This is a genomic window from Undibacterium sp. TJN19, from assembly GCF_049339485.1.
GTDB lineage: Bacteria > Pseudomonadota > Gammaproteobacteria > Burkholderiales > Burkholderiaceae_D > Undibacterium.
The window spans coordinates 183,399-202,527 of record NZ_JBMPPL010000002.1 but is presented as its reverse complement, the minus strand read 5'-3'; the positions used below and the strand labels follow the sequence as shown (position 1 = coordinate 202,527).

Here is a 19,129-nt window from a genome sequence, read left to right as displayed (position 1 = left end):
TTTGGAAGCCAGGGCCACATCGAAATGTGGCGTAAAGCAAACTTATCGCCGCACTTCTCTGTGTCCTGTTTCTCCGTGGCGTACTTTTGGGTCTTGAGATTGCCGTTACCCGGACTTCTCCTATTCCGCCGTCACTGACCAGCCACCACCCAGCGCCCTGACCAGTTGTACTGCTGCGCGGCGCTGGCGGGTATTGAGATCACGCTTGCTGCGCTGGGCTTGCAAGGCATTGGTCTGGGCGACAATGACGTCGAGGTAACTGACGGCACCCTGTTTATAACGGATATCGGCGAGGTCCAACGCGCGCTGCGCGGCTAATGCGCCCAGGCTTTCTTCTTTGGCGGCTTCACCATAATGATTGAGCAGGGCAAGCTGGTCTTCGACTTGCTGGAAAGCGCCCAGCACGGTCATACGGTAGCGCTGCCCTGCTTCGTCAAGGACGGCTTCGGCGCCAGCGACCTGGGCCTTGCGACGGCCACCATCAAACAGGCTGGTTGCCAGTGTCGGTCCAACTGCCCAGAACAGATTGGGCATGCTGATGAACTTCGCCATGTCACTGCTCTGAAAACCACCGAGGGCACTTAAGGTCAGTGCCGGAAAAAACGACGCTTGCGCCACGCCCACTTTGGCCCCGGCGGCGGCCACGCGCAATTGCGCGGCTGCGATATCCGGACGGCGTTGCAGCAAGGCCGATGGCACGCCCAGGGGTATCGCTGGCGTCACCGCCGGCACGACGCGGGGTGCGATGCTGAAACTGGATGCATTCGCGCCCACCAGCGCAGCGATCGCATGCTCCATGACGGCACGTTGTGCCTGCACTTGCTGTACCTGTGAACGTGCTGATTGCAGTTGCGCCTGTACGCGGGCTACATCAAGGCCAGAGGCAATGCCTTCATCATGGCGGCGGTTGATCATGTCAACAGCGCGGCTGTAAGCAGCCATGGTGTCGTTGAGCATGGTTGCTTCTTCATCAAAACCGCGCAAGGCGATCAGAGAATCTGTTAGCGTGGCCTGGAGTGACAGGCGGGCGGCGGCCAGGTCAGCCCTGGCGGCTTTTTCTTCAGCAACACCGGCATTGACCTGTTCACGTACACGACCCCAGAGATCGATTTCATATTCAAGATCGAACCCCAGCGTGGCGCTATTGTAATCATTGGGTGAAGTCGGGCCCAGCACACGCAGAGGGCGACGTTCAGACTGGCGGTCACGTTGCACATTCAAGGACGTCGTCAGCGTTGGCAATTCAGTGGCACGCAATTGCGCGGTGGCAGCCTGCGCCTGGCGATAACGTGCCAGTGCGCTGGCCAGATCAGGGCTGTTGGCGATCAGGCGCTGCTGCAAGCCATTGAGTTCGGCATCATTAAACAGTAACCACCAGTCTTGCGAGGGCTGGGCAGTTTCTGCTGTCAGTGCCGCTGTGGAGGCCTGGGCTTCTTTATAGCTTGCAGCCACCGGCATCACAGGTGCCTGCACTGTGGGTAGCTGAGTGCAACCCGCACCCCAGACCGACAGGGCAGCGACAATGTAGCACCTCATGGCTTGGCCTTTGCGGGGTTGGGCGTGTTAGGTATATTTGCTGCCTTGCCGCTATCGGCAGACAAGCGTACCAGTTCACCAGTGCTGATGCCATCCGGCGGGCTGTTGATGACGCGGTCATTGCGGTCTATGCCACCAGCGATTTCGATGAGGCTGCCAAAATCACGGGCGATGGTGACCGGTTTCAGCAAGACCCGGTTATCACTGCCCAGCGTAGCGACCTGTGTACCATTCTTGCCAAAAATCAGCGCAGCTGGCGGCAAGTTAAGGCTGTTGGTGTTGACGGCAGTCTCGAAGCTGAGGGTGGCAAAGCCACCTGGCAGCAGCTCTTTGTTCTGGTTTTCTACTGCGAGCTGTACCAGCATGGCGCCTGACCGCGGATCAATCGCCTGCGCGAGAGACTGCACCGTCGCGGCATAGGTACGGCCCGGTCTTTCGCGCACACTAAGTTGGGCCACACCACCCACATGCACCATCGCGACCTGGCTTTGCGGGACGTTGACATACACGCGCAAACGCTGGATATCAGACACCACAAACAATTCGCTGCCGGGTGCACCACCAACGTTGATGAGCGCACCGGTATCGGTATTGCGCGCCGTGACGACGCCGGCAAACGGCGCAGTCAGGCGGGTATAGCGTTTTAATGCCTGCACTCTTTCTACATTGGCCTGCAAGGCATTGACTGCGGATTGCTTGCCTGCCAGGTCACCGGCTTTTTCATCGGCTTCCTGCTTTGATACGGCATCGCTGGCCAGCAATGATTGCCAGCGTTTGGCGGTGCTGGTGGCCAGTGCCAGGTTGCTGCGCGCATTATTGGCCTCAGCCTGGGCTTGCAGCAATTGCTGGTCAAGATCGGGGGTATCGATTTCTGCCAATAGCTGGCCAGCCTTGACGGTGCCGCCGATATCGACAGACCAGTTTTTGAGGTAACCGCTAACGCGTGCATAGATGGGCACGCGGGCCCAGGCTTCAATGCGGGCTGGCAGTTCAAATTTGGCTGCACCGTTGTTGGCGCTGGACACCAGCGACACTGTTGGCACGGTGGCTTCCGTTGCGCGCTCCTTGATTTGCCCGGCTTGTGAGCGGCGGGTTGCCACGCCAGCCACGACAACAATGACGGCAATCACGGCTAGCGAGATGCCCAGCAGTTTATAAGAAGCTGGTGAGCGAGGGGATGATGAATCAGTTTTCATGAATAAGAAACTCCGGCAACAGTTTGTGGCGGCGCTGATGGCAAGGATTTAGCGCGGCGGGATTCCCGGTCATGCACGAGGCTGAAGACCACGGGAACAAAAACAAGGGTAGCAACGGTGGCGAAGATCAGACCACCAATAACGGCGCGGCCCAGCGGTGCATTTTGCTCGCCGCCCTCGCCCAGGCCCAGTGCCATGGGTAACATGCCGATAATCATCGCCAGTGCTGTCATCAATACGGGGCGGAAGCGTACAAAACCGGCGTCCAGCGCCGCTGCTGTGGCGTCGCCCAGTTCAGCCAGGCGTTCACGCGCAAAACTGACCACCAGCACGCTGTTGGCTGTCGCCACGCCCATGCACATGATGGCGCCGGTCAATGCAGGCACCGACAGGGTGGTGTGGGTGGCAAACAGCATCCAGACTATGCCGGCCAATGCCGCCGGCAGGCCGGACACGATAACCGCCGGGTCCAGCCAAGACTGGAAGTTGACGACGATGAGCAGGTAGATCAGCACAATCGCACCCAGCAAACCAAACAGCAGGCCAGAAAATGCGCGGTCCATCGTACGCGCCTGACCCAGCAACTGCACGGTCGTACCCTTGGGTGCACTGCCCGCCATGTCTGCCACGGTGCGACGGATTTCATCGGCAACCGCACCGAGGTCACGGTCCTGCGTGGCAGCGTGGATCTGTACCATGTTTTGCACATCGTACTGGCTGACCAGCGCACTGCCGGTATCCCGCTCGAAACTGGCCAGCCCGCCCAGGGTGGCAGCATCGGCAGTCACACCATTGCCGACTGGCAGGTTGGCGAGCGATGCCAGCGAACCAAGTTCATATTGCGGGGTCTGCATGACGATAGGGTAGCTGACACCATTGACCGGGTTCAACCAGAATGTTGGTGCCACCTGGCTGCTGCCAGCAAGGTTGACAACCAGGCTGTTGATGACATCGCGTGTCGTCAGGCCCAGCAACTGTGCCTGGGTACGGTCAACATTGACATTGAATACCGGTGCCTTGTTGGATTGCTGGATACGCGCATCGGCCACACCAGGTATCGCTTTTATGCGCTTCAGCATTTGCTGCGCATAGGCGAAATTGCCGTCAATATTGTTGCCGCGTATTTGCACATCGATCGGTGCCGGTGCGCCAAAGTTCAAGATCTGGCTGACGATATCGGCGGGTGGGAAAGAAAAGGTCGTATCAGGGAAATCACGTGGCAGCGCTTCACGCAGTTCACGCACATATTCTGCCGTGGGCCTGTGACCTTCGCGCAGCGCAATCTGGAAATCGCCATCCTGCGAACCCATGACACCGGTATTGTTATAAGTGAGATTAATACTGCTCGGTGGCAGGCCGATGTTATCGACCATCGTGATGATTTCTTCTGACGGTATGATGCGGCGTATGGCCTGTTCGATACGGCCAAAGCGGGCGGCGGTTTCTTCCACCCGTGTACCAACTGGCGTGCGCGCATGCATCAATATCTGCCCGGAATCCACCGACGGGAAGAAATTGCTACCGATAAAAGGCAACAGGATAAACGACAGCAGCACCACCGCCAGGAAGCCCACGATAAAAGGTTGACGACGGTTTACGGCACTTTGCAGCAAGCCGCGATAACCCTCACGCAGGTGTTCAAAACGCACTTCAAAGCCACGCTGGAAACGCACCAGCGGATTGCGCGAAGGCACGCCATGTTCACCGTGGACGTCATCAGCAGTATGGGCATGCAAGAGGTAATTCGCCATTGTCGGCACCAGGGTACGCGACAATATGAAGGAGCAGACCATCGCAAAAATCACTGCTTCTGCCATAGGCACGAACAGGAAGCGCGATACCCCCTCCAGGAAAAACATGGGAATGAACACGATGCAGATACACAGCAGCGATACAAAGGCTGGTGTGACGATTTGTTGCGCACCATCAAGGATGGAGGTTTCCACATCCTTGCCCTGCTCCAGGTGCCAGTTGATGTTTTCTATCGTCACCGTCGCATCATCGACGAGGATACCCACAGCCAGCGCCAGGCCGCCCAGTGTCATCAGGTTCAGGGTTTCACCAAAGGCGGCCAGCGCAATGATGGAACCCAGGATAGACAGCGGGATGGAAATCGCGATGATGACGGTTGAACGCCAGCTCCCCAGAAACAACAAGATCATCACGCTGGTCAGGGCTGCCGCAATCGCGCCTTCCAGCGCCACGCCACGGATGGCCGCACGTACGAACAGCGACTGGTCATTGATGGCTACTACCTTCAGAGCGTCGGGCCACGATGGTTTCAGCGTCACCAGCTTGGCGCGTATATTATCCACAATCGCCAGAGTCGAAGCCGAACCGTTCTTCAAGACCGACATCAGCACGGAGCGACCGCCATCCACATGCACGATATTGGTTTGCGGTGCATTACCGTCATGCACATCGGCCACGTCACGCAGATAAATGGTGCTGCCGTTGATGACCTTGACTGGCATGCGCGCCAGCTCTTCCAGCGCAGACGGCGCACTGTTGAGCTGTATCGTATATTCGAAGCTGTCTATCTTTTGCGTGCCGACTGGCACCAGCACGTTTTGTACCGCCAGCGCGGTTGCCACATCCTGCGCTGACAGACCGCGCGCCTGCAAAGCCGCAGGTTTCAGATCAATCTGTACCTGGCGCTGCTTGCCGCCGTAGGGCAAGGGTATCGCTGCACCAGGCACAGTCACCAGCGGGGTACGCACGGTATTCATGCCCAGGTCAAACAGACTTTGTTCAGACATGCCCAAGCCAGACAGAGCCAGTTGCAGGATGGGCACGGTCGCCGCGTTATAGTTCAGGATCAGTGGCGGTGTCGTCCCGGCAGGCATCTGCCGCAAGGCCACTTGCGAAATCGCCGTGACCTGCGCATTCGCCACCGCAATATTCACCCCCGGCTGGAAGAAAATCTTGACCACGCTGACACCGAGGTAGGTATTGGCTTCAATATGCTCAATATCATTGACCGTGGTCGTCAGGCTGCGCTGGAATAACGTGGAAATCCGCCCCGCCATCTGATCCGGCGGTAGCCCCGTATATTGCCAGGCCACGGCAATCACCGGCATGCGTATCTCAGGGAAAATATCGGTCGGCGTGCGCAAGGCAGCCAGCGGGCCAACGATCAGGATGACCAGCGCCATCACGACGAAAGTATAAGGACGTCGCAAGGCGACACGGACAGCATCAATCAGCACATTCAACTCCGATGCCTGAGGCCAAAAGGCCCCGGTAGCTGGAAAATAAGGGAAATTACAGAAAAACCAGGCCGCACGGCATCATCACCAAAGACACTGGACGTGACAGATCATAAAGCAGATCAGCTGTGTTGATAAGATAGATAATCCGCATAAGCATATGAATATAGCTCATGAGTGCCGGGTTTCCATGGCCTCTACAGGATGTTGCCGGGTACTGTTGCCAGGAGTAGTTCCCCTGCCACACCGAAGCAGGTCGGAAATCATGCACATGCCTATGCAGGCTGATTTGGACACTGTTACTTAGTATTTTATCTACTGAAGAGTTCGCACAAGAAATCATCGAACAAGTAACATATGCCAAGTCGTCTTAGCGGAGTAGCCATGAAAGTGAGTGAGATTTTAAAAAACAGTTCCTTGCTAATAGATACAGAGGTAAGCATTGATGGCATATTCGTCATGAAGCGTGGCGTCGGATACTTCATCGAATCCAAGGATTGCAGAGATAATATCGATGAAGCGATATTCATAGATTACCCAGATTTAGAGAAATACATGGCGCCGAGAATTCCAGGATTGGCGGGAGGCCACTACGGCTATTGTAATAACGCCACCGTTGTGGGGGTGTTAAAAAAAGAAAAATCTCAGTCATTCAAGTACTCTTTAATTTGCATAAAATTTTTCACGGTATATCTGCATGGCGATGCTATGGCCGTGCTGCCCTGATGTGAGGGATAAGACTGCACCCAACTCTTTACCATCCAATTGGATGACCATATACCGCTACGTTTTCTTATTAAGTGATCGTCCTGATGGAAAAAATTGAGCTAATAAAAAAAATGTTGGAAAACGGTAGAGCCTTAGATTTGCTGATGATCATGGAAGGTGAATCAAGCTATAACAGTCCAAATTCTGAAGGTTCACCTACAGATCGTGAGTTAGGTACTTTGTGGGTGATGACAATTCATCACCTAAGATTTGTCGCCGAATTTGGCAACAAATCTGGCTCCCTTCGGAAGGATGGAAAATGGTTTAACTCGTTCCCCGAAGATTTTTCAGCGTGGTTAGAAGCAGGTGCTCCTGGCGTATCTGAATTTGATTTGTCGCAATACGTCCTTGAAAACCCTTTAGAGTAAAGTGACTGTGCCACGATCTGATATTTCATTTTAGCCCCGAAGTTAACGACACACTGTGCTAATACTAATTTATTCAGAGTTACCCGATGGCGTGATTGATATCAGCATTCCCAAGCGATTAGGTAAAACAAGCTAGTCATACCCTGCGCAATCAATTCATCGGTGGTTTAATAGGGAGCGACGTTACGCACCGAACCAGCGATAATGCTATTGAAAGTCAACATGAAAATGCTGCCGGAAAAATATTAGAACTAGCATGCCACATAAGGCAATGCATTCACAGCCACTATCAGTCACCTAGCCAGTCTATTTTTTCTCAGGAGCAGACATATGTTTTTTCACTCTAGAGCAGGCGTCGACTAAAATAAAATATAGTCCCACCAATAAGGTATTTTTCAGGGACGCAAAGGGTATATACACACATAAACCAAACAACAAAACAGCGTGTAAGCCTTTCAATAATTCGAAAAAAACTTTCATATCATTTTTACGCTTTTTGAAGAGTTCCAACCTGGCTAATCTAATAATTCAAGATCGGGCTTCGTCTTGTTGTTGACTCGGGCAGATTTTACTGCCCAGACACCGGCGTCAAACTCAAGATTTGTGTAGACCAATATTTCGGCAGAATTTGTTTTTACGGACATCGTAAGGAAAGCCTTGCTCAAAGCTTCTTTTTCAGTATTACCTTGTCTCAGGTAAAACTCTTCAAACCAAGGTCGATGGCAGGAAATGACTCGCCTGTTATTTCAGCGAGCTTTTTTGAAGTGGACAAATAATCTTTTGCAGCCTTGAATTCTTCACTTTGCAAGGCAATAAAATGAACTGCAAAAGGCAGTATAGCAATCGCAGTCAACCAGATAAGAAACGCGTATTGAGATTTTTTATCTGCGTTTATCTGAAATACCTATTACCAAGCCTTGCAGAAATACAAACGACCTCACAAATCAGATTTTCAAGATTATTTCATCCTTATTGCATCTTCAAGCGCGAATGTATTTTTATTGAACTTGAAGGTCACATCGCCGCCAAACCATTCCATGCATGACGATAAAAAATAACTTCATAGGAAGATTTCTTGATGACGATGTCAACATCATGATTATCTATGTGACGATAAGCGTCTTCTATGTCCTCACTATTCTTATTCAGAAACTTAATCATTTCATTGTAGGCCAGATAACTTATCTTAAATTCAGCTGCAGACATGCGGAACTTTGCAGCTATTGGCTTTGCATGATCGATGATGATTTTGTCCTGAGCAATGCTATGCCCGAAAAAGCAAAGCCCCGCGAGGGTAAAGAAAAACATTTTCTGCAATATTCTCAATTAGCAAACTCTCCCTGATTTGAAGCTAAAGATATTTTACCGAGCTTAAATGCTTTTCCCGCCATGCGCAATATCTGGTGCGAATGCGTGTATTGGATTTACGAGCAAAACACGCTGTAATCAATTGTTATAGTCGGAATGACTCGACACGCAAGACAAGCTCATGCACAACTTACATACATGAGCTCATTTCATTCAGCGATATGGGCAGGTCAATATGACCTTGCCTTGATCACCGATCACGATGCCTGGTAAGGGCTGACTACGTTCATCACCCAGACCACGCCAAAACAGTCTTTCAGCATGCCATAAAGCGACGCCCACTGGGCGGGTGCCAGGGCTTGCAGGATGGTGGAATCGCCGCTGAGTTTTTCCCAATAGGCGGTAATCTCTTCTGCGGTATCGGCCTCGACGACCACAAAGACAGACTTGTCGCCTTGTTCCCATGTGGTATGCCCAGGCACATCATAGGCCATCACACGAAAGCCGCTGTCGGATACGACCTGGCCCCACATGACATTGTTGGCCTCGGCAGGGTCGGTGACATTGCCCGCATCCTGATAGCTGATGATGGAAAGATTGCCGCCAAAAACGGTGTGATAGAAGCTCAGCGCCTGGCGGGCACTGTTGCGGAAGTTCAGATGGGGGATTGCTTTGACTGACATGATGTTCTTTCTCAGGTGAATGGAACTTCATTCTATCCAGAGATGCTGTCAGTTTCTGGCAGTAGGCTTTGGCCGACGACGTGTTCAGTCTTGCGCCATTCGCGTAACAGCGCCTGTTTATGCCTTGGGTAACGCTGGTCAAGGATTTCAGCCTGGCTGATGCGGTCTGATCGAAAATGACGAAAGCCCTGGCGGAGTTCGCACCAGGTCATCAGCACCCGCACCTTGTCAAAATAAACCAGTGCAAATGGCCACACTGTGCGCTGGGTCTGCACACCTGCCGGGTCAAGGTAGGTAATCAAAAGCTTGCGCTCGTAGCGTATGGCCTGCCGCAACAGTGCCGGCGTCACCTCGTGTTGCAAGGTCTGTTCGCCAGCCCCCACCAGCAACCCAGATCCTTCCAGTTCATGCCGTAGTTCTGCCGGCAGGACGGCATTGATCTTTGACAGCGCCAGCAATGCACCCTGGGCCAGCGTGGCGTCGCCCCGCTGCACAACCAGACGTATGCCCAGTACCAGTGCATCCAGTTCTTCCGCACCAAACATCATGGGTGGCAACATGAAGCCGGGTTTCATGACATAGCCTATGCCTGGTTCGCCTTCGATGCCAGCGCCCTGCGCCTGCAGAGTGGCGATATCCCGATAGAGGGTGCGTATGCTGACGCCCACTTCACCCGCGAGCGTAATGCCACTCACCGGGCGTCGGTGGCGACGCAGTACTTGCAAGAGTTTGAATAGACGTTCCGATCTGGACATGCGCACATCATACCAAGTGAAGCAGTCATGCGCATCGCACCTGTTCAGAGCTCATTTCAAAAGACAGAGGCAGAGGGGTGAACGGCGACATTAGGGCATGCCCAACCCGCCTCTTCACGTACCAGTCAGGTGCTGCCACGCTGTATCAATTGAAACCCGGTGTCTGTCACTTTCGACGCGACGGGTTTGTTGCCAGCATCGACCCTGTCGAGAATCGCCTGTGCCGCCAGCCTGCCGATGTTGCTGCCATCGACCCTGACCGTGGACAGAGGTGGATGCGTATGCGCGGCAAAGTTGAGGTCGCCAAATCCCATGACGGCGATTTGCTGAGGCACTTGCAGACCGCGGCTGATGGCTTCGGTCAGTACGCCATGCGCGAGGGTGTCTGAACTACAGACGATGGCATCGAGATCAGGACAGCTTTCCAGCAGGGTTGCAGCGCCTTCCCGCCCCAGCTGGAAGGTCGATGGCAATGGCATTACCTGCACAGCGGCAACCTGTATGCCCTGCTTGGCCAAGGCGGCTTGCAGGCCCTGATTGCGGCGGGTGGCGCGCGGGTCTGGCATGGTCAGGATGGTGATACGGCGATAACCGCGTTCAAGCAAATGCTGGGCAATGGCATGGCCTACATCTTCATGCGAGAAACCTATCATCATGTCGATGGGGGATGCTGTCATGTCCCAGGTTTCCACCACGGGCACACGTGCTGCCTGCAGGCGACGGCGCGTGCTGTCGGTGTGGACAGAACCGGTCAGGATAATGCCGTCAGGGCGGCGGCTGAGAATGGTTTCGACCAGAATTTCTTCGCGCCACACTTCATAGCTGGACAAGCCCAGCAGCACCTGGTAACCATGCTGCGTCAGATGGTCACTGGCGGCTTGCACCATGTCGGCAAATATGGGGGTGGAGATAGTAGGCAGCACCAGGGACACCAGTTTGCTGCGGTTGGACGCCAGCGCCCCGGCCATCATGTTTTTGACATAGCCGGTCTGCTGCACCGCTGCCTGCACCCTGGCGACGGTATTGGGGCGAACCAGTTGCGGCTGGTTCAGCGCCCGTGATACGGTAATCGGTGATACGCCAGCGACCTTGGCGACATCAATCAGGGTGGCACCACTGACGGTCAGATCATCATCATTCTGTGTGCGTAAAGTACGCAATTCCGGCAAATCGTTTTTCTTTTTTTCCATATGCTTTCCCTGGTGATGGCTTGCCGGATGGCGCTCATCATTGCTGGACACCATTTTACAAGGCGCGCACTATCGCTTGCTGCTTTTCCCGTCGTCAGTAATGAAAAACGCTGTCAGCCCCATTCATTTTATTATTTCTAAAATGATTGAAAATGATGTTTATTTTATTTAAACATAGCATTTCATATGATTTATGACAAGAAAAAATAATCAAAGAAAACTTGTGCGCAAAAAAACACATACATTTTTCCCGGTAAGGGAATTGGCTATCACTTCATGAAGTTCGATATAAAAGCCCCATTTTCATAGATAATTAACTAATTCCCCAGAGATCAAAAGATCCGGCAACTTTCATCACCAGTCCATTTCTTAACAAAATAAAGTTTGATATTTTCAAATGATAGCGCTAACATTAAAAATGACAGCGCAATCATTTTTACTTCACCTCTTTCATTTCCACTAACCGGACGTCAAGATGTCAACTGAACAAGCAATCCCCGCCGGGGGCGACACCCCGCGCATTGTGTCCATGCGGGTCGTACCCGTCGCTGGCCATGACAGCATGTTGCTGAACCTAAGCGGCGCGCATGGCCCCTACTTCACCCGCAACATCATTATCCTGACCGACAGCGCCGGTCATACCGGCGTCGGCGAAGTGCCAGGTGGTGAAAAAATACGGCAAACTCTGGAAGATGCGCGTGAACTGCTGATTGGCAAACCCATAAGCCAGTACAACGCCATATTGAACCAGGCGCGCGCTGCCTTTGCTGATCGCGACGCTGGCGGGCGCGGCTTGCAGACTTTTGACTTGCGCATTGCCGTGCACGCTGTCACCGCACTGGAAGCAGCATTGCTGGATCTGGCAGGTCAGTTCCTGGGTGTGCCAGTCGCGGCCCTGCTGGGCGAAGGGCAACAACGCAACGCGGTGGAAATGCTGGGCTACCTGTTTTATATCGGTGACCGCAAAGCCACAGACCTGCCCTATCTAGCAGCGCCATCTGGCTCTGCCGACGACCCCGGCGACTGGTTGCGCTTGCGCCATGAAGCAGCAATGACGCCAGAAGCCGTGGTGCGCCTGGCAGAAGCTGCCTATCAGCGCTATGGTTTCAATGATTTCAAACTGAAGGGTGGCGTATTTCGTGGTGAAGTCGAGATGGAAGCCATCACGGCGCTGGCTGAACGCTTTCCCGACGCCCGCATCACACTTGACCCCAATGGTGGCTGGTTGCTGAAAGACGCAATCCGTCTATGCCGTGATAAACATGAGTTACTGGCCTATGCCGAAGACCCCTGCGGCGCTGAAAACGGCTATTCAGGTCGTGAGGTGATGGCAGAATTTCGCCGTAGCACAGGTTTGCTCACTGCGACCAACATGATCGCTACAGACTGGCGCGAAATGCGTCATGCAATAAGCTTGCAATCGGTAGATATACCGTTGGCTGACCCGCATTTCTGGACCATGCAGGGCTCAGTGCGGGTGGCGCAGATGTGCCATGAATGGGGCCTGACCTGGGGTTCGCATTCCAATAACCATTTCGACATTTCACTTGCCATGTTTACCCATGTGGCCGCTGCGGCACCAGGCAAGATCACCGCGATTGACACGCACTGGATCTGGCAGGACGGTCAGGCTCTGACGAAGCACCCATTACAGATAGAAGGCGGGATGGTGCAGGTACCAACCAGACCAGGCCTGGGGGTAGACCTGGACATGGAAGCAGTTGAGGCCGCACACCAGCTTTACCTGCGCATGGGACTGGGCGCACGCGACGATGCCGTCGCCATGCAATACCTGATACCCAACTGGAAATTCAATAACAAGATGCCTTGCCTGGTCAGATAAAAAAACAAAAGCGACCACAGGCAACCAAGACGATCGAAAGAAATCAGGAGACAGCAACATGCATACCGTATTTCCCACGGCTGATCAGGCGGCGCCTGCATCAGGCGAACTAGACAGTGCCGTCAGCAAAATTAAATGGCGCATCCTTCCCCTGTTTGTGGTGATGTTCATCGCCAATTACATAGATCGCGTCAATATCGGGGTCGTGCGCAGCCATCTTGAAAAAGATCTGGGCATAGGCGCAGCTGCTTTTGGCTTTGGCGCAGGTATATTTTTTCTCGCCTACGCCCTGTTTGAAGTGCCTTCCAATATCCTGCAACAACGCTTTGGTGCCAAGGCCTGGCTGACACGTATCATGGCCAGTTGGGGCATTGTCGCCACCGGCATGGCCTTTGTGCAGGGTGAAACCTCGTTCTATATCATGCGTTTTTTGCTGGGCGTGGCTGAGGCGGGATTTTTCCCGGGTGCAGTATATTATTTCACGCAATGGTTGCCAAACCGCGAACGCGGCAAGGCGATGGCGATTTTTCTGAGCGGGTCGGCACTGGCGTCGGTCTTATCCGGCCCTTTGTCAGGTGCCTTGTTGCAGATAGAAGGTGGTGGCTTTCATGGCTGGCAGTGGATGTTCATTATCGAAGGTCTGGCATCGATTGCCTTGTGCTTTGTCGTCTGGTTTTTTCTGGATTCGCATCCACGTGACGCAAAATGGCTGAGCGACGCAGAGCGTAATGCCTTGACAGCCGTCATCACCAAAGAACAAAAAGAGCGTGATGCCAGCAAGCCTGGTCATGTCAGCTCTTTCACCCTGCTGCGTGACAGCCGCATTGCCCTGTTCTGTTTCATCTATTTTGCCATTCAACTGACAATTTATGGCGCCACATTCTGGCTGCCCAGCATTATCAAAAAAATGGGGCATTTCAGTGATTTCCAGGTTGGCTTGTTCAATTCCATACCCTGGCTGATATCCATTGCCGCCATGTATCTTTTTGCCTTGCTGGCAGTGCGTTTCAAGCACCAACAAATGTGGGTCGCCATAGCCCTCGCGATTGCAGCCTGCGGCATGCTGGCGTCAACTGTAGGTGGCCCCGTATTCGCGTTTGTCGCCATCTGTTTCGCTGGAATAGGCTTCAAGGCGGCATCATCGCTGTTCTGGCCGATACCACAAGCCTATCTCGACAGTCGTGTCGCTGCCGCCGTGATTGCCCTGATCAATTCACTGGGCAACCTCGGCGGCTTCGTAGCACCTGCGACCTTCGGTTTTCTGGAACAGAAAACCGGTTCCATACAGGGTGGCCTGTATGGATTGGCAGCTGCTTCTTTGGTAGCAGGGATTCTGGTTTTTCTGACACGCAAACCAAAAACGCTGTGATACAAGCGAAGATCAGGCTGGTACTGGTGCATCAATAGCCGGTAACCGGCATGGCGGGCTACCTGATTATTTGCGACTGCACAGCATGCCCACCAGCACGCCGGCTGTGGCAGCAACAGAAATGGCACGCCATGGGTTTTCTTTGACATAGTCATCGGCTGACGTGGCCATTTGCTTGCCTGCGGCGATGGCACTGGTTTGTGCATCTTGCGCCTTGGACAGTGCTGCTTCCAGCAAACGCATGCCACGGTTACGCGCTTCTTCAGCCTTGTCGCCAGTCAGCGACGCTGCGGAGGCCAGCAGAGCCTGCGCATCTTTAAGCAATACTTTGACATCGTTATTGACCGCTTGCAAATTTGATTCGAGCATGATGATTTCCTTTATTTTGGTTGATTACGGATTCAGCGACGCAGATAAGAAAAGCGCCGCGCTGTTACTGCTTTCTGGTGTCACTTTTTGGTGCTGCAATTGTTACGATTGTTAGGACTGCTACGATTGCTGCACTGAATTTGATGTTGCTGTTGCTGCGATTTTTGACTTGCCCCGCTTGGGACTGCACCATTTTTTACACTGCATAAACGCTTCCCCCCAAGGGAACAAGTCTGCGGCTGCCTTTCCTTGAATATTTTCTTTGTCAAAACAAAGAAAATACCTCGGTCGCCGCGCCAAAACCCGGATTGGCTTCACAAAGGTCGACTGAGTCAACAGCCAATCCATTTCTACTCCAGTAAATCCCGCATGTCATCCGCATGTTCCTCTTCCATCGCCATGATCCCGATCAACATATGTTTCGTGGTCGGATCAGTATCACCGATCTGCGCGATCATCTGACGATAGGATTCGATGGCAACCCGTTCAGCAATCAGGTTAGCCTTGATCATGGCCTGGATATCCTCAGAATCATCGTATTCAGCATGACTATTTTCAGTCAGATGGGCAGGATTGAAATCAGGTTTGCCGTTCAGCTGAACGATGCGCTCTGCCAGCAGATCGGCATGCGCCTGTTCTTCGATGGCGTGCTGCAAAAATTCGGCCTTGATCGGGCCATTTTGCAAGCCTGATGCAGTGTAATAATGTCGTTTGTAACGCAAGATGCAGACCAGTTCCGTGGCTAATGCTCCGTTGAGCATATCGATGATTTGCTGGCGGTTAGCCTGATAGCCCGCGGTTACGGGGCCTTGGTCCATGTTTCTTGCAGCTTCGCGTATGGCGGCAGTATCAAGGCCATGTTTTACTTTATTATCGTCGTGCATGATGTGCTTTCGAATGAGTGGTCATCGGTAAAGGAGTATCAACTCCAGCAGCTATCGCCAAATATGGCAGTACCTACTTTATAAGCTCAAAACCAAGTTGAATCGGTTCGCTAACGTACATAAGTGGCAATTTTCCGGCGATCTGAAAATAGCTTCGTACGCCAACGTACATTGGTGATGCACAAATTCAGGTATGCTGACAGGCAGAAAAAGAGTTGCGTCATACTGTAATAAAGCGCTCAAGTCAGCGCTCACCAATAACCAAATAAATGAAAAACAAGGCACTGAAGATAACGCTGGTTTTACTGGCAAGCATTCTGGTCACACTGTCAGTGGCATTGATAATCTTGCTGAACATGGACTGGAACCGGGCCAAACCCTGGCTCAATACACGCACCAGTGCGGCACTGGGGCGGCCCTTTGCCATTCAGGGTAACCTGAGCCTGACCTGGGAAAAACAATATGCGGGACCAGAGACGGGGGGCTGGCAATCCTTCATCCCGTGGCCGCACTTGCTAGCCAAAGATGTGCATGTCGGTCAACCGTCGACACTTTCACCCTTGCCGGAACAAGTCACTTCAAGCCCGGACGCAAAACAAGCAGCAGGCAAACCTGCAACTACTGTCACCGGCGATATGGCGTCGATAGAAGAAATCAGTTTTTCACTTAACCCACTGGCATTAATTGAAAAGAAAATTGCTATTCCGGTTTTGCGCTTTCACAATTCCAGCGTTCACTTGCTGCGTCTAGCAGACGGCAGGAATAACTGGACCTTTGAGCATGATGCAAATAAATCGCCCTGGCAGCTTCAATTACAACGTATTGTCTTCAGCAAGGGTAGCCTGCATTTTCAAGATGCACTGCGTCACGCCGATGTCACCATGGATATCAATACCGTCGATGCTGACCCCGGCTATGGCGTAAGCTGGACGTTGCAGGGCAAGCTCAATAATGAAACCATTACCGGTGGGGGCAAGGCGGGGGCAATTTTATCCTTGCAACAGCAGACCGCGCCTTACCCCATCATGGCAAACTTGCAGATGGGCAAGACGGTGGTCTCGGTTGAGGGTACGTTGACCAAACCCAGCGATCTGGCAGCGTTGGATATGCGTCTGAAATTGTCTGGCATCAGCATGGCGCGTTTATATGCCTTAAGCGGTATCGCGTTTCCGGAAACACCGCCGTTTTCTACTGAAGGTCATTTAATTGGCAGTATGGGCAAGCACAGCAGTCACTGGAAATATGAAAAATTCAGTGGCAAGGTCGGCTCTAGTGATATTGGTGGCGACCTGGATTTTCTGTCGAGGCAACCACGGCCTTTATTGTCGGGCAAGATCGTCTCGCACACCTTGCAATTTGTTGATCTTGGCCCATTGATTGGTGCCGACTCGAACGCCAACAAACTCAAGCGTGGTGCTGAAGCGGTGCAACCAGGTGACAGGCTCTTGCCAGTCGAACCGTTCCGTACCGAACGCTGGCGCAGCATTGATGCCGATGTTGATTTCAGCGCAGAGAAATTCATCCGTGAAAAACAATTACCCATAAAAAATTTGCATACCCGACTTTCCATGCAAGATGGAGTGATGACTTTAAAACCACTGGATTTTGAACTGGCTGGCGGTCATATCAGCGCTGACATCAAGCTAGATGGAAGTGGCCGCAGTGGTGCCAATGCGATCAAGGCGGTCATGCAGCTTGGGGCGCGCCACATCAAGTTAAAGCAATTGTTCCCTTCAATGGAAAAACTGGAAGTCACTGTCGGTGAAATTAACGGTGATGCTTCCTTGTCTGCCACCGGCAATTCTGTTGCCAGCCTGCTGGGCGCATCAAATGGTGAAATCAAGACTGTGATCAATCACGGCAGCATCAGCAAATTGCTGCTTGAAGAAATGGGCCTGAATATAGGTAATGTGATATTGGCGCACCTGTCAGGTGACAAACAAGTCAAACTGAATTGTATGGTCAGTGATTTTGAAGTCAGCAATGGCGTGGCAAATATACGCAGCTTCGTGGTCGATACCGATGCAGCCATACTCGATATCAGTGGGAGCATGAATATGGCGCAGGAACAACTGAATTTGACTATCAAGCCAAACAGCAAGGGTTTGCGGGTGTTCTCTCTGCGTTCTCCCCTGTATATAAAAGGTAGCTTCATGCACCCTAAAGTCAGCATCGATAAAACTGTCATGGCCATGCGTGCAGGTGGCGCAGTGGCCCTGGCCGTGGTGGCACCATTTGCAGCTTTGCTGCCGCTGATCAATACCGGGCCAGATAAAGAGAGTGATTGTACAAATTTATTGGCTGATGCCAAGGTAGCGCCTGTCGCCCCACCACCAGGCAAGACCTTTAAACGCAAGGTGAAATAAAGGTGGCTGGAGAAACTGCCATATTGGGTCTGGTTTAATGTATGACCGGCCTGCTAAAGGCTGATTGCAGATACAGAATGCGGTAAGAGCAAAACAGCGAGTCCCTGGGCTCGCTGTTTTGCAAATCAGGAGACTTGAAGCGGCCAATATCTATAATTGTATATTTATTACTTGCCTGATTGCGTGACTTTTGCGCCAGAGTCCCCGGGCTTATTGACCAGAAACTCAATCAGATCTTCTGCTGCCTGCGTGACACCCGGCTGAAAATACGCCAGATCTTAGATAGTGTGGCTTGCGCCTGAGACACTGATCAGGGGCATCTGCAACTTGCATGGATGATTTTATCTGCGCATAGCCAGGGTCTGGCAAATTAGCCTTTTACCATCTCGCTACCGTTGGCTAGCCCTGATACCATACAGTCAACCAAAGTACCGGATGCAAAGGCACTCAGTAAAGGCAAAGCAAGCCGGCTGTTGATCATCAACGACAATGAAGATATGGCCATCTTGCTTATGGCGATACTGGAAACCCTGGGTTGTCACGTAATGGTCGCAGTCTATGCGAAGATGCCTTTGACAGAGTCGCAAAGGAAGATATCCAGGTCATCGTACTCAATATGGGCTTGCCAGATTTGGATGGCTATGGACTGGCAAAACAATTACGCGCCAATACCAGGACTGAATATTTATTGCTGATGGCATTAACAGGATGAGGGCAAGTATATGACAGCTTGCTTTCCAAAACAGCTGTTTTTGAACATCACTTCGTCAGCCGATTGATCTAGCACAGTTGTCGGGAACACTGGCAAATTTCAGCTGAAAATCAGTGACTATAGTTGACTTGCCTTTGTACATTACGAAGGCACAATGATCGCTTGGCGTCTGCTTTTACTTTTGATTTGTCTTTTTCAGCAGCAACATTAATTGCCGTTAGCTTTGATGACGGTAGCAACTTTCTTGATTTCTGCAACGATTTCATTGATGGCCATTTCCAGCGTGTATTTTTTTGCTTCGGCATCACGTTGCACTTCTGGCGTCCTGAACAAATGCCGGTTACGGATCAATACTGCTTTTTCATAAATCTTTAAAGCGAAATTCATTTCCGTGTAGTCCATGATCATCTCCCTATCTTTTATTTTTCAGGCCTTTTCAGACCGTCACACGCCGACTTGCTGGAAGCTGCTGCCAAATCAAGCTGGTCAGTGTAGTCATGATACCAGCTTGATTTTCGCAACAGCCTCTTGCGGTCGGCTACTTCCTATCATGCGACAGCGTATGCCACCGCA

General features: G+C 52.3%; 16 protein-coding genes. 6 read left to right on the top strand and 10 right to left on the bottom strand.

The window, feature by feature from the left end; translation table 11 throughout:
- Positions 1 to 120: 120 nt before the first annotated feature.
- From ACO0LH_RS09165 to ACO0LH_RS09155, 3 genes are read right to left on the bottom strand one after another with little or no spacing between them, the layout of a single operon-like run.
- Positions 121 to 1,536, bottom strand: a complete 1,416-nt coding sequence (locus tag ACO0LH_RS09165; protein ID WP_422940770.1) for an efflux transporter outer membrane subunit — start codon at positions 1,534 to 1,536, stop codon at positions 121 to 123.
- Positions 1,533 to 2,732, bottom strand: a complete 1,200-nt coding sequence (locus tag ACO0LH_RS09160; RefSeq protein WP_422940769.1) for an efflux RND transporter periplasmic adaptor subunit — start codon at positions 2,730 to 2,732, stop codon at positions 1,533 to 1,535. Before ACO0LH_RS09160 ends, ACO0LH_RS09165 begins: the two co-directional genes overlap by 4 nt.
- Positions 2,729 to 5,938 carry an efflux RND transporter permease subunit gene (locus tag ACO0LH_RS09155; protein ID WP_422941165.1) on the bottom strand — a complete coding sequence of 1,070 codons (3,210 nt, stop codon included), beginning with the start codon at positions 5,936 to 5,938 and terminating at the stop codon, positions 2,729 to 2,731. The genes ACO0LH_RS09160 and ACO0LH_RS09155 overlap by 4 nt, the downstream gene beginning before the upstream one ends.
- A gap of 387 nt (positions 5,939 to 6,325) precedes the next feature.
- Here ACO0LH_RS09155 and ACO0LH_RS09150 point away from each other — a divergent pair, with 387 nt between their 5' ends.
- Together ACO0LH_RS09150 and ACO0LH_RS09145 are read left to right on the top strand one after the other, a co-directional pair.
- Positions 6,326 to 6,667 carry a hypothetical protein gene (locus tag ACO0LH_RS09150; RefSeq protein ID WP_422940768.1) on the top strand — a complete coding sequence of 114 codons (342 nt, stop codon included), beginning with the start codon at positions 6,326 to 6,328 and terminating at the stop codon, positions 6,665 to 6,667.
- A gap of 86 nt (positions 6,668 to 6,753) precedes the next feature.
- The gene (locus ACO0LH_RS09145; RefSeq protein ID WP_422940767.1) at positions 6,754 to 7,077 is read left to right on the top strand and encodes a hypothetical protein; all 324 of its coding nucleotides are present in this window, start codon (positions 6,754 to 6,756) and stop codon (positions 7,075 to 7,077) included.
- A gap of 1,014 nt (positions 7,078 to 8,091) precedes the next feature.
- On the opposite strand, the gene ACO0LH_RS09140 is transcribed toward ACO0LH_RS09145, so the two are convergent.
- The 4 genes from ACO0LH_RS09140 to ACO0LH_RS09125 all read right to left on the bottom strand — a co-directional run bounded on the left by ACO0LH_RS09140 (position 8,092) and on the right by ACO0LH_RS09125 (position 11,013).
- Positions 8,092 to 8,385 carry a hypothetical protein gene (locus tag ACO0LH_RS09140; RefSeq protein WP_422940766.1) on the bottom strand — a complete coding sequence of 98 codons (294 nt, stop codon included), beginning with the start codon at positions 8,383 to 8,385 and terminating at the stop codon, positions 8,092 to 8,094.
- A gap of 257 nt (positions 8,386 to 8,642) precedes the next feature.
- Complete coding sequence (locus tag ACO0LH_RS09135) at positions 8,643 to 9,068, bottom strand: VOC family protein (RefSeq protein WP_422940765.1); 426 nt, start codon at positions 9,066 to 9,068, stop codon at positions 8,643 to 8,645.
- Between the two features lie 32 nt (positions 9,069 to 9,100).
- A complete protein-coding gene (locus tag ACO0LH_RS09130; RefSeq protein ID WP_422940764.1) occupies positions 9,101 to 9,823 on the bottom strand; it encodes a helix-turn-helix transcriptional regulator in 723 nt (240 codons plus the stop codon).
- A gap of 125 nt (positions 9,824 to 9,948) precedes the next feature.
- Positions 9,949 to 11,013, bottom strand: coding sequence for a LacI family DNA-binding transcriptional regulator (locus ACO0LH_RS09125; protein WP_422940763.1), 1,065 nt, complete (start codon positions 11,011 to 11,013; stop codon positions 9,949 to 9,951).
- 475 nt (positions 11,014 to 11,488) lie between these two features.
- On the opposite strand from ACO0LH_RS09125, the gene gudD reads away from it, so the two are divergent.
- A complete protein-coding gene (gene gudD, locus ACO0LH_RS09120; protein ID WP_422940762.1) occupies positions 11,489 to 12,856 on the top strand; it encodes a glucarate dehydratase in 1,368 nt (455 codons plus the stop codon).
- Positions 12,857 to 12,914: 58 nt separating this feature from the next.
- On the top strand, positions 12,915 to 14,225 hold the full coding sequence (locus ACO0LH_RS09115) for an MFS transporter (protein ID WP_422940761.1): 1,311 nt from the start codon (positions 12,915 to 12,917) through the stop codon (positions 14,223 to 14,225).
- Between the two features lie 66 nt (positions 14,226 to 14,291).
- On the opposite strand, the gene ACO0LH_RS09110 is transcribed toward ACO0LH_RS09115, so the two are convergent.
- Together ACO0LH_RS09110 and ACO0LH_RS09105 are read right to left on the bottom strand one after the other, a co-directional pair.
- Positions 14,292 to 14,594, bottom strand: coding sequence for a DUF883 family protein (locus ACO0LH_RS09110; RefSeq protein WP_422940760.1), 303 nt, complete (start codon positions 14,592 to 14,594; stop codon positions 14,292 to 14,294).
- A gap of 350 nt (positions 14,595 to 14,944) precedes the next feature.
- Positions 14,945 to 15,478, bottom strand: coding sequence for a ferritin-like domain-containing protein (locus ACO0LH_RS09105; protein ID WP_422940759.1), 534 nt, complete (start codon positions 15,476 to 15,478; stop codon positions 14,945 to 14,947).
- 269 nt (positions 15,479 to 15,747) lie between these two features.
- On the opposite strand from ACO0LH_RS09105, the gene ACO0LH_RS09100 reads away from it, so the two are divergent.
- Positions 15,748 to 17,844, top strand: coding sequence for an AsmA family protein (locus ACO0LH_RS09100; protein ID WP_422940758.1), 2,097 nt, complete (start codon positions 15,748 to 15,750; stop codon positions 17,842 to 17,844).
- Between the two features lie 535 nt (positions 17,845 to 18,379).
- Positions 18,380 to 18,556, top strand: coding sequence for a hypothetical protein (locus ACO0LH_RS09095; protein WP_422940757.1), 177 nt, complete (start codon positions 18,380 to 18,382; stop codon positions 18,554 to 18,556).
- Positions 18,557 to 18,763: 207 nt separating this feature from the next.
- Here the strand turns inward: ACO0LH_RS09095 and ACO0LH_RS09090 are convergent, their stop codons facing one another.
- A complete protein-coding gene (locus tag ACO0LH_RS09090) occupies positions 18,764 to 18,958 on the bottom strand; it encodes a hypothetical protein (RefSeq protein ID WP_422940756.1) in 195 nt (64 codons plus the stop codon).
- Positions 18,959 to 19,129 lie beyond the last annotated feature (171 nt).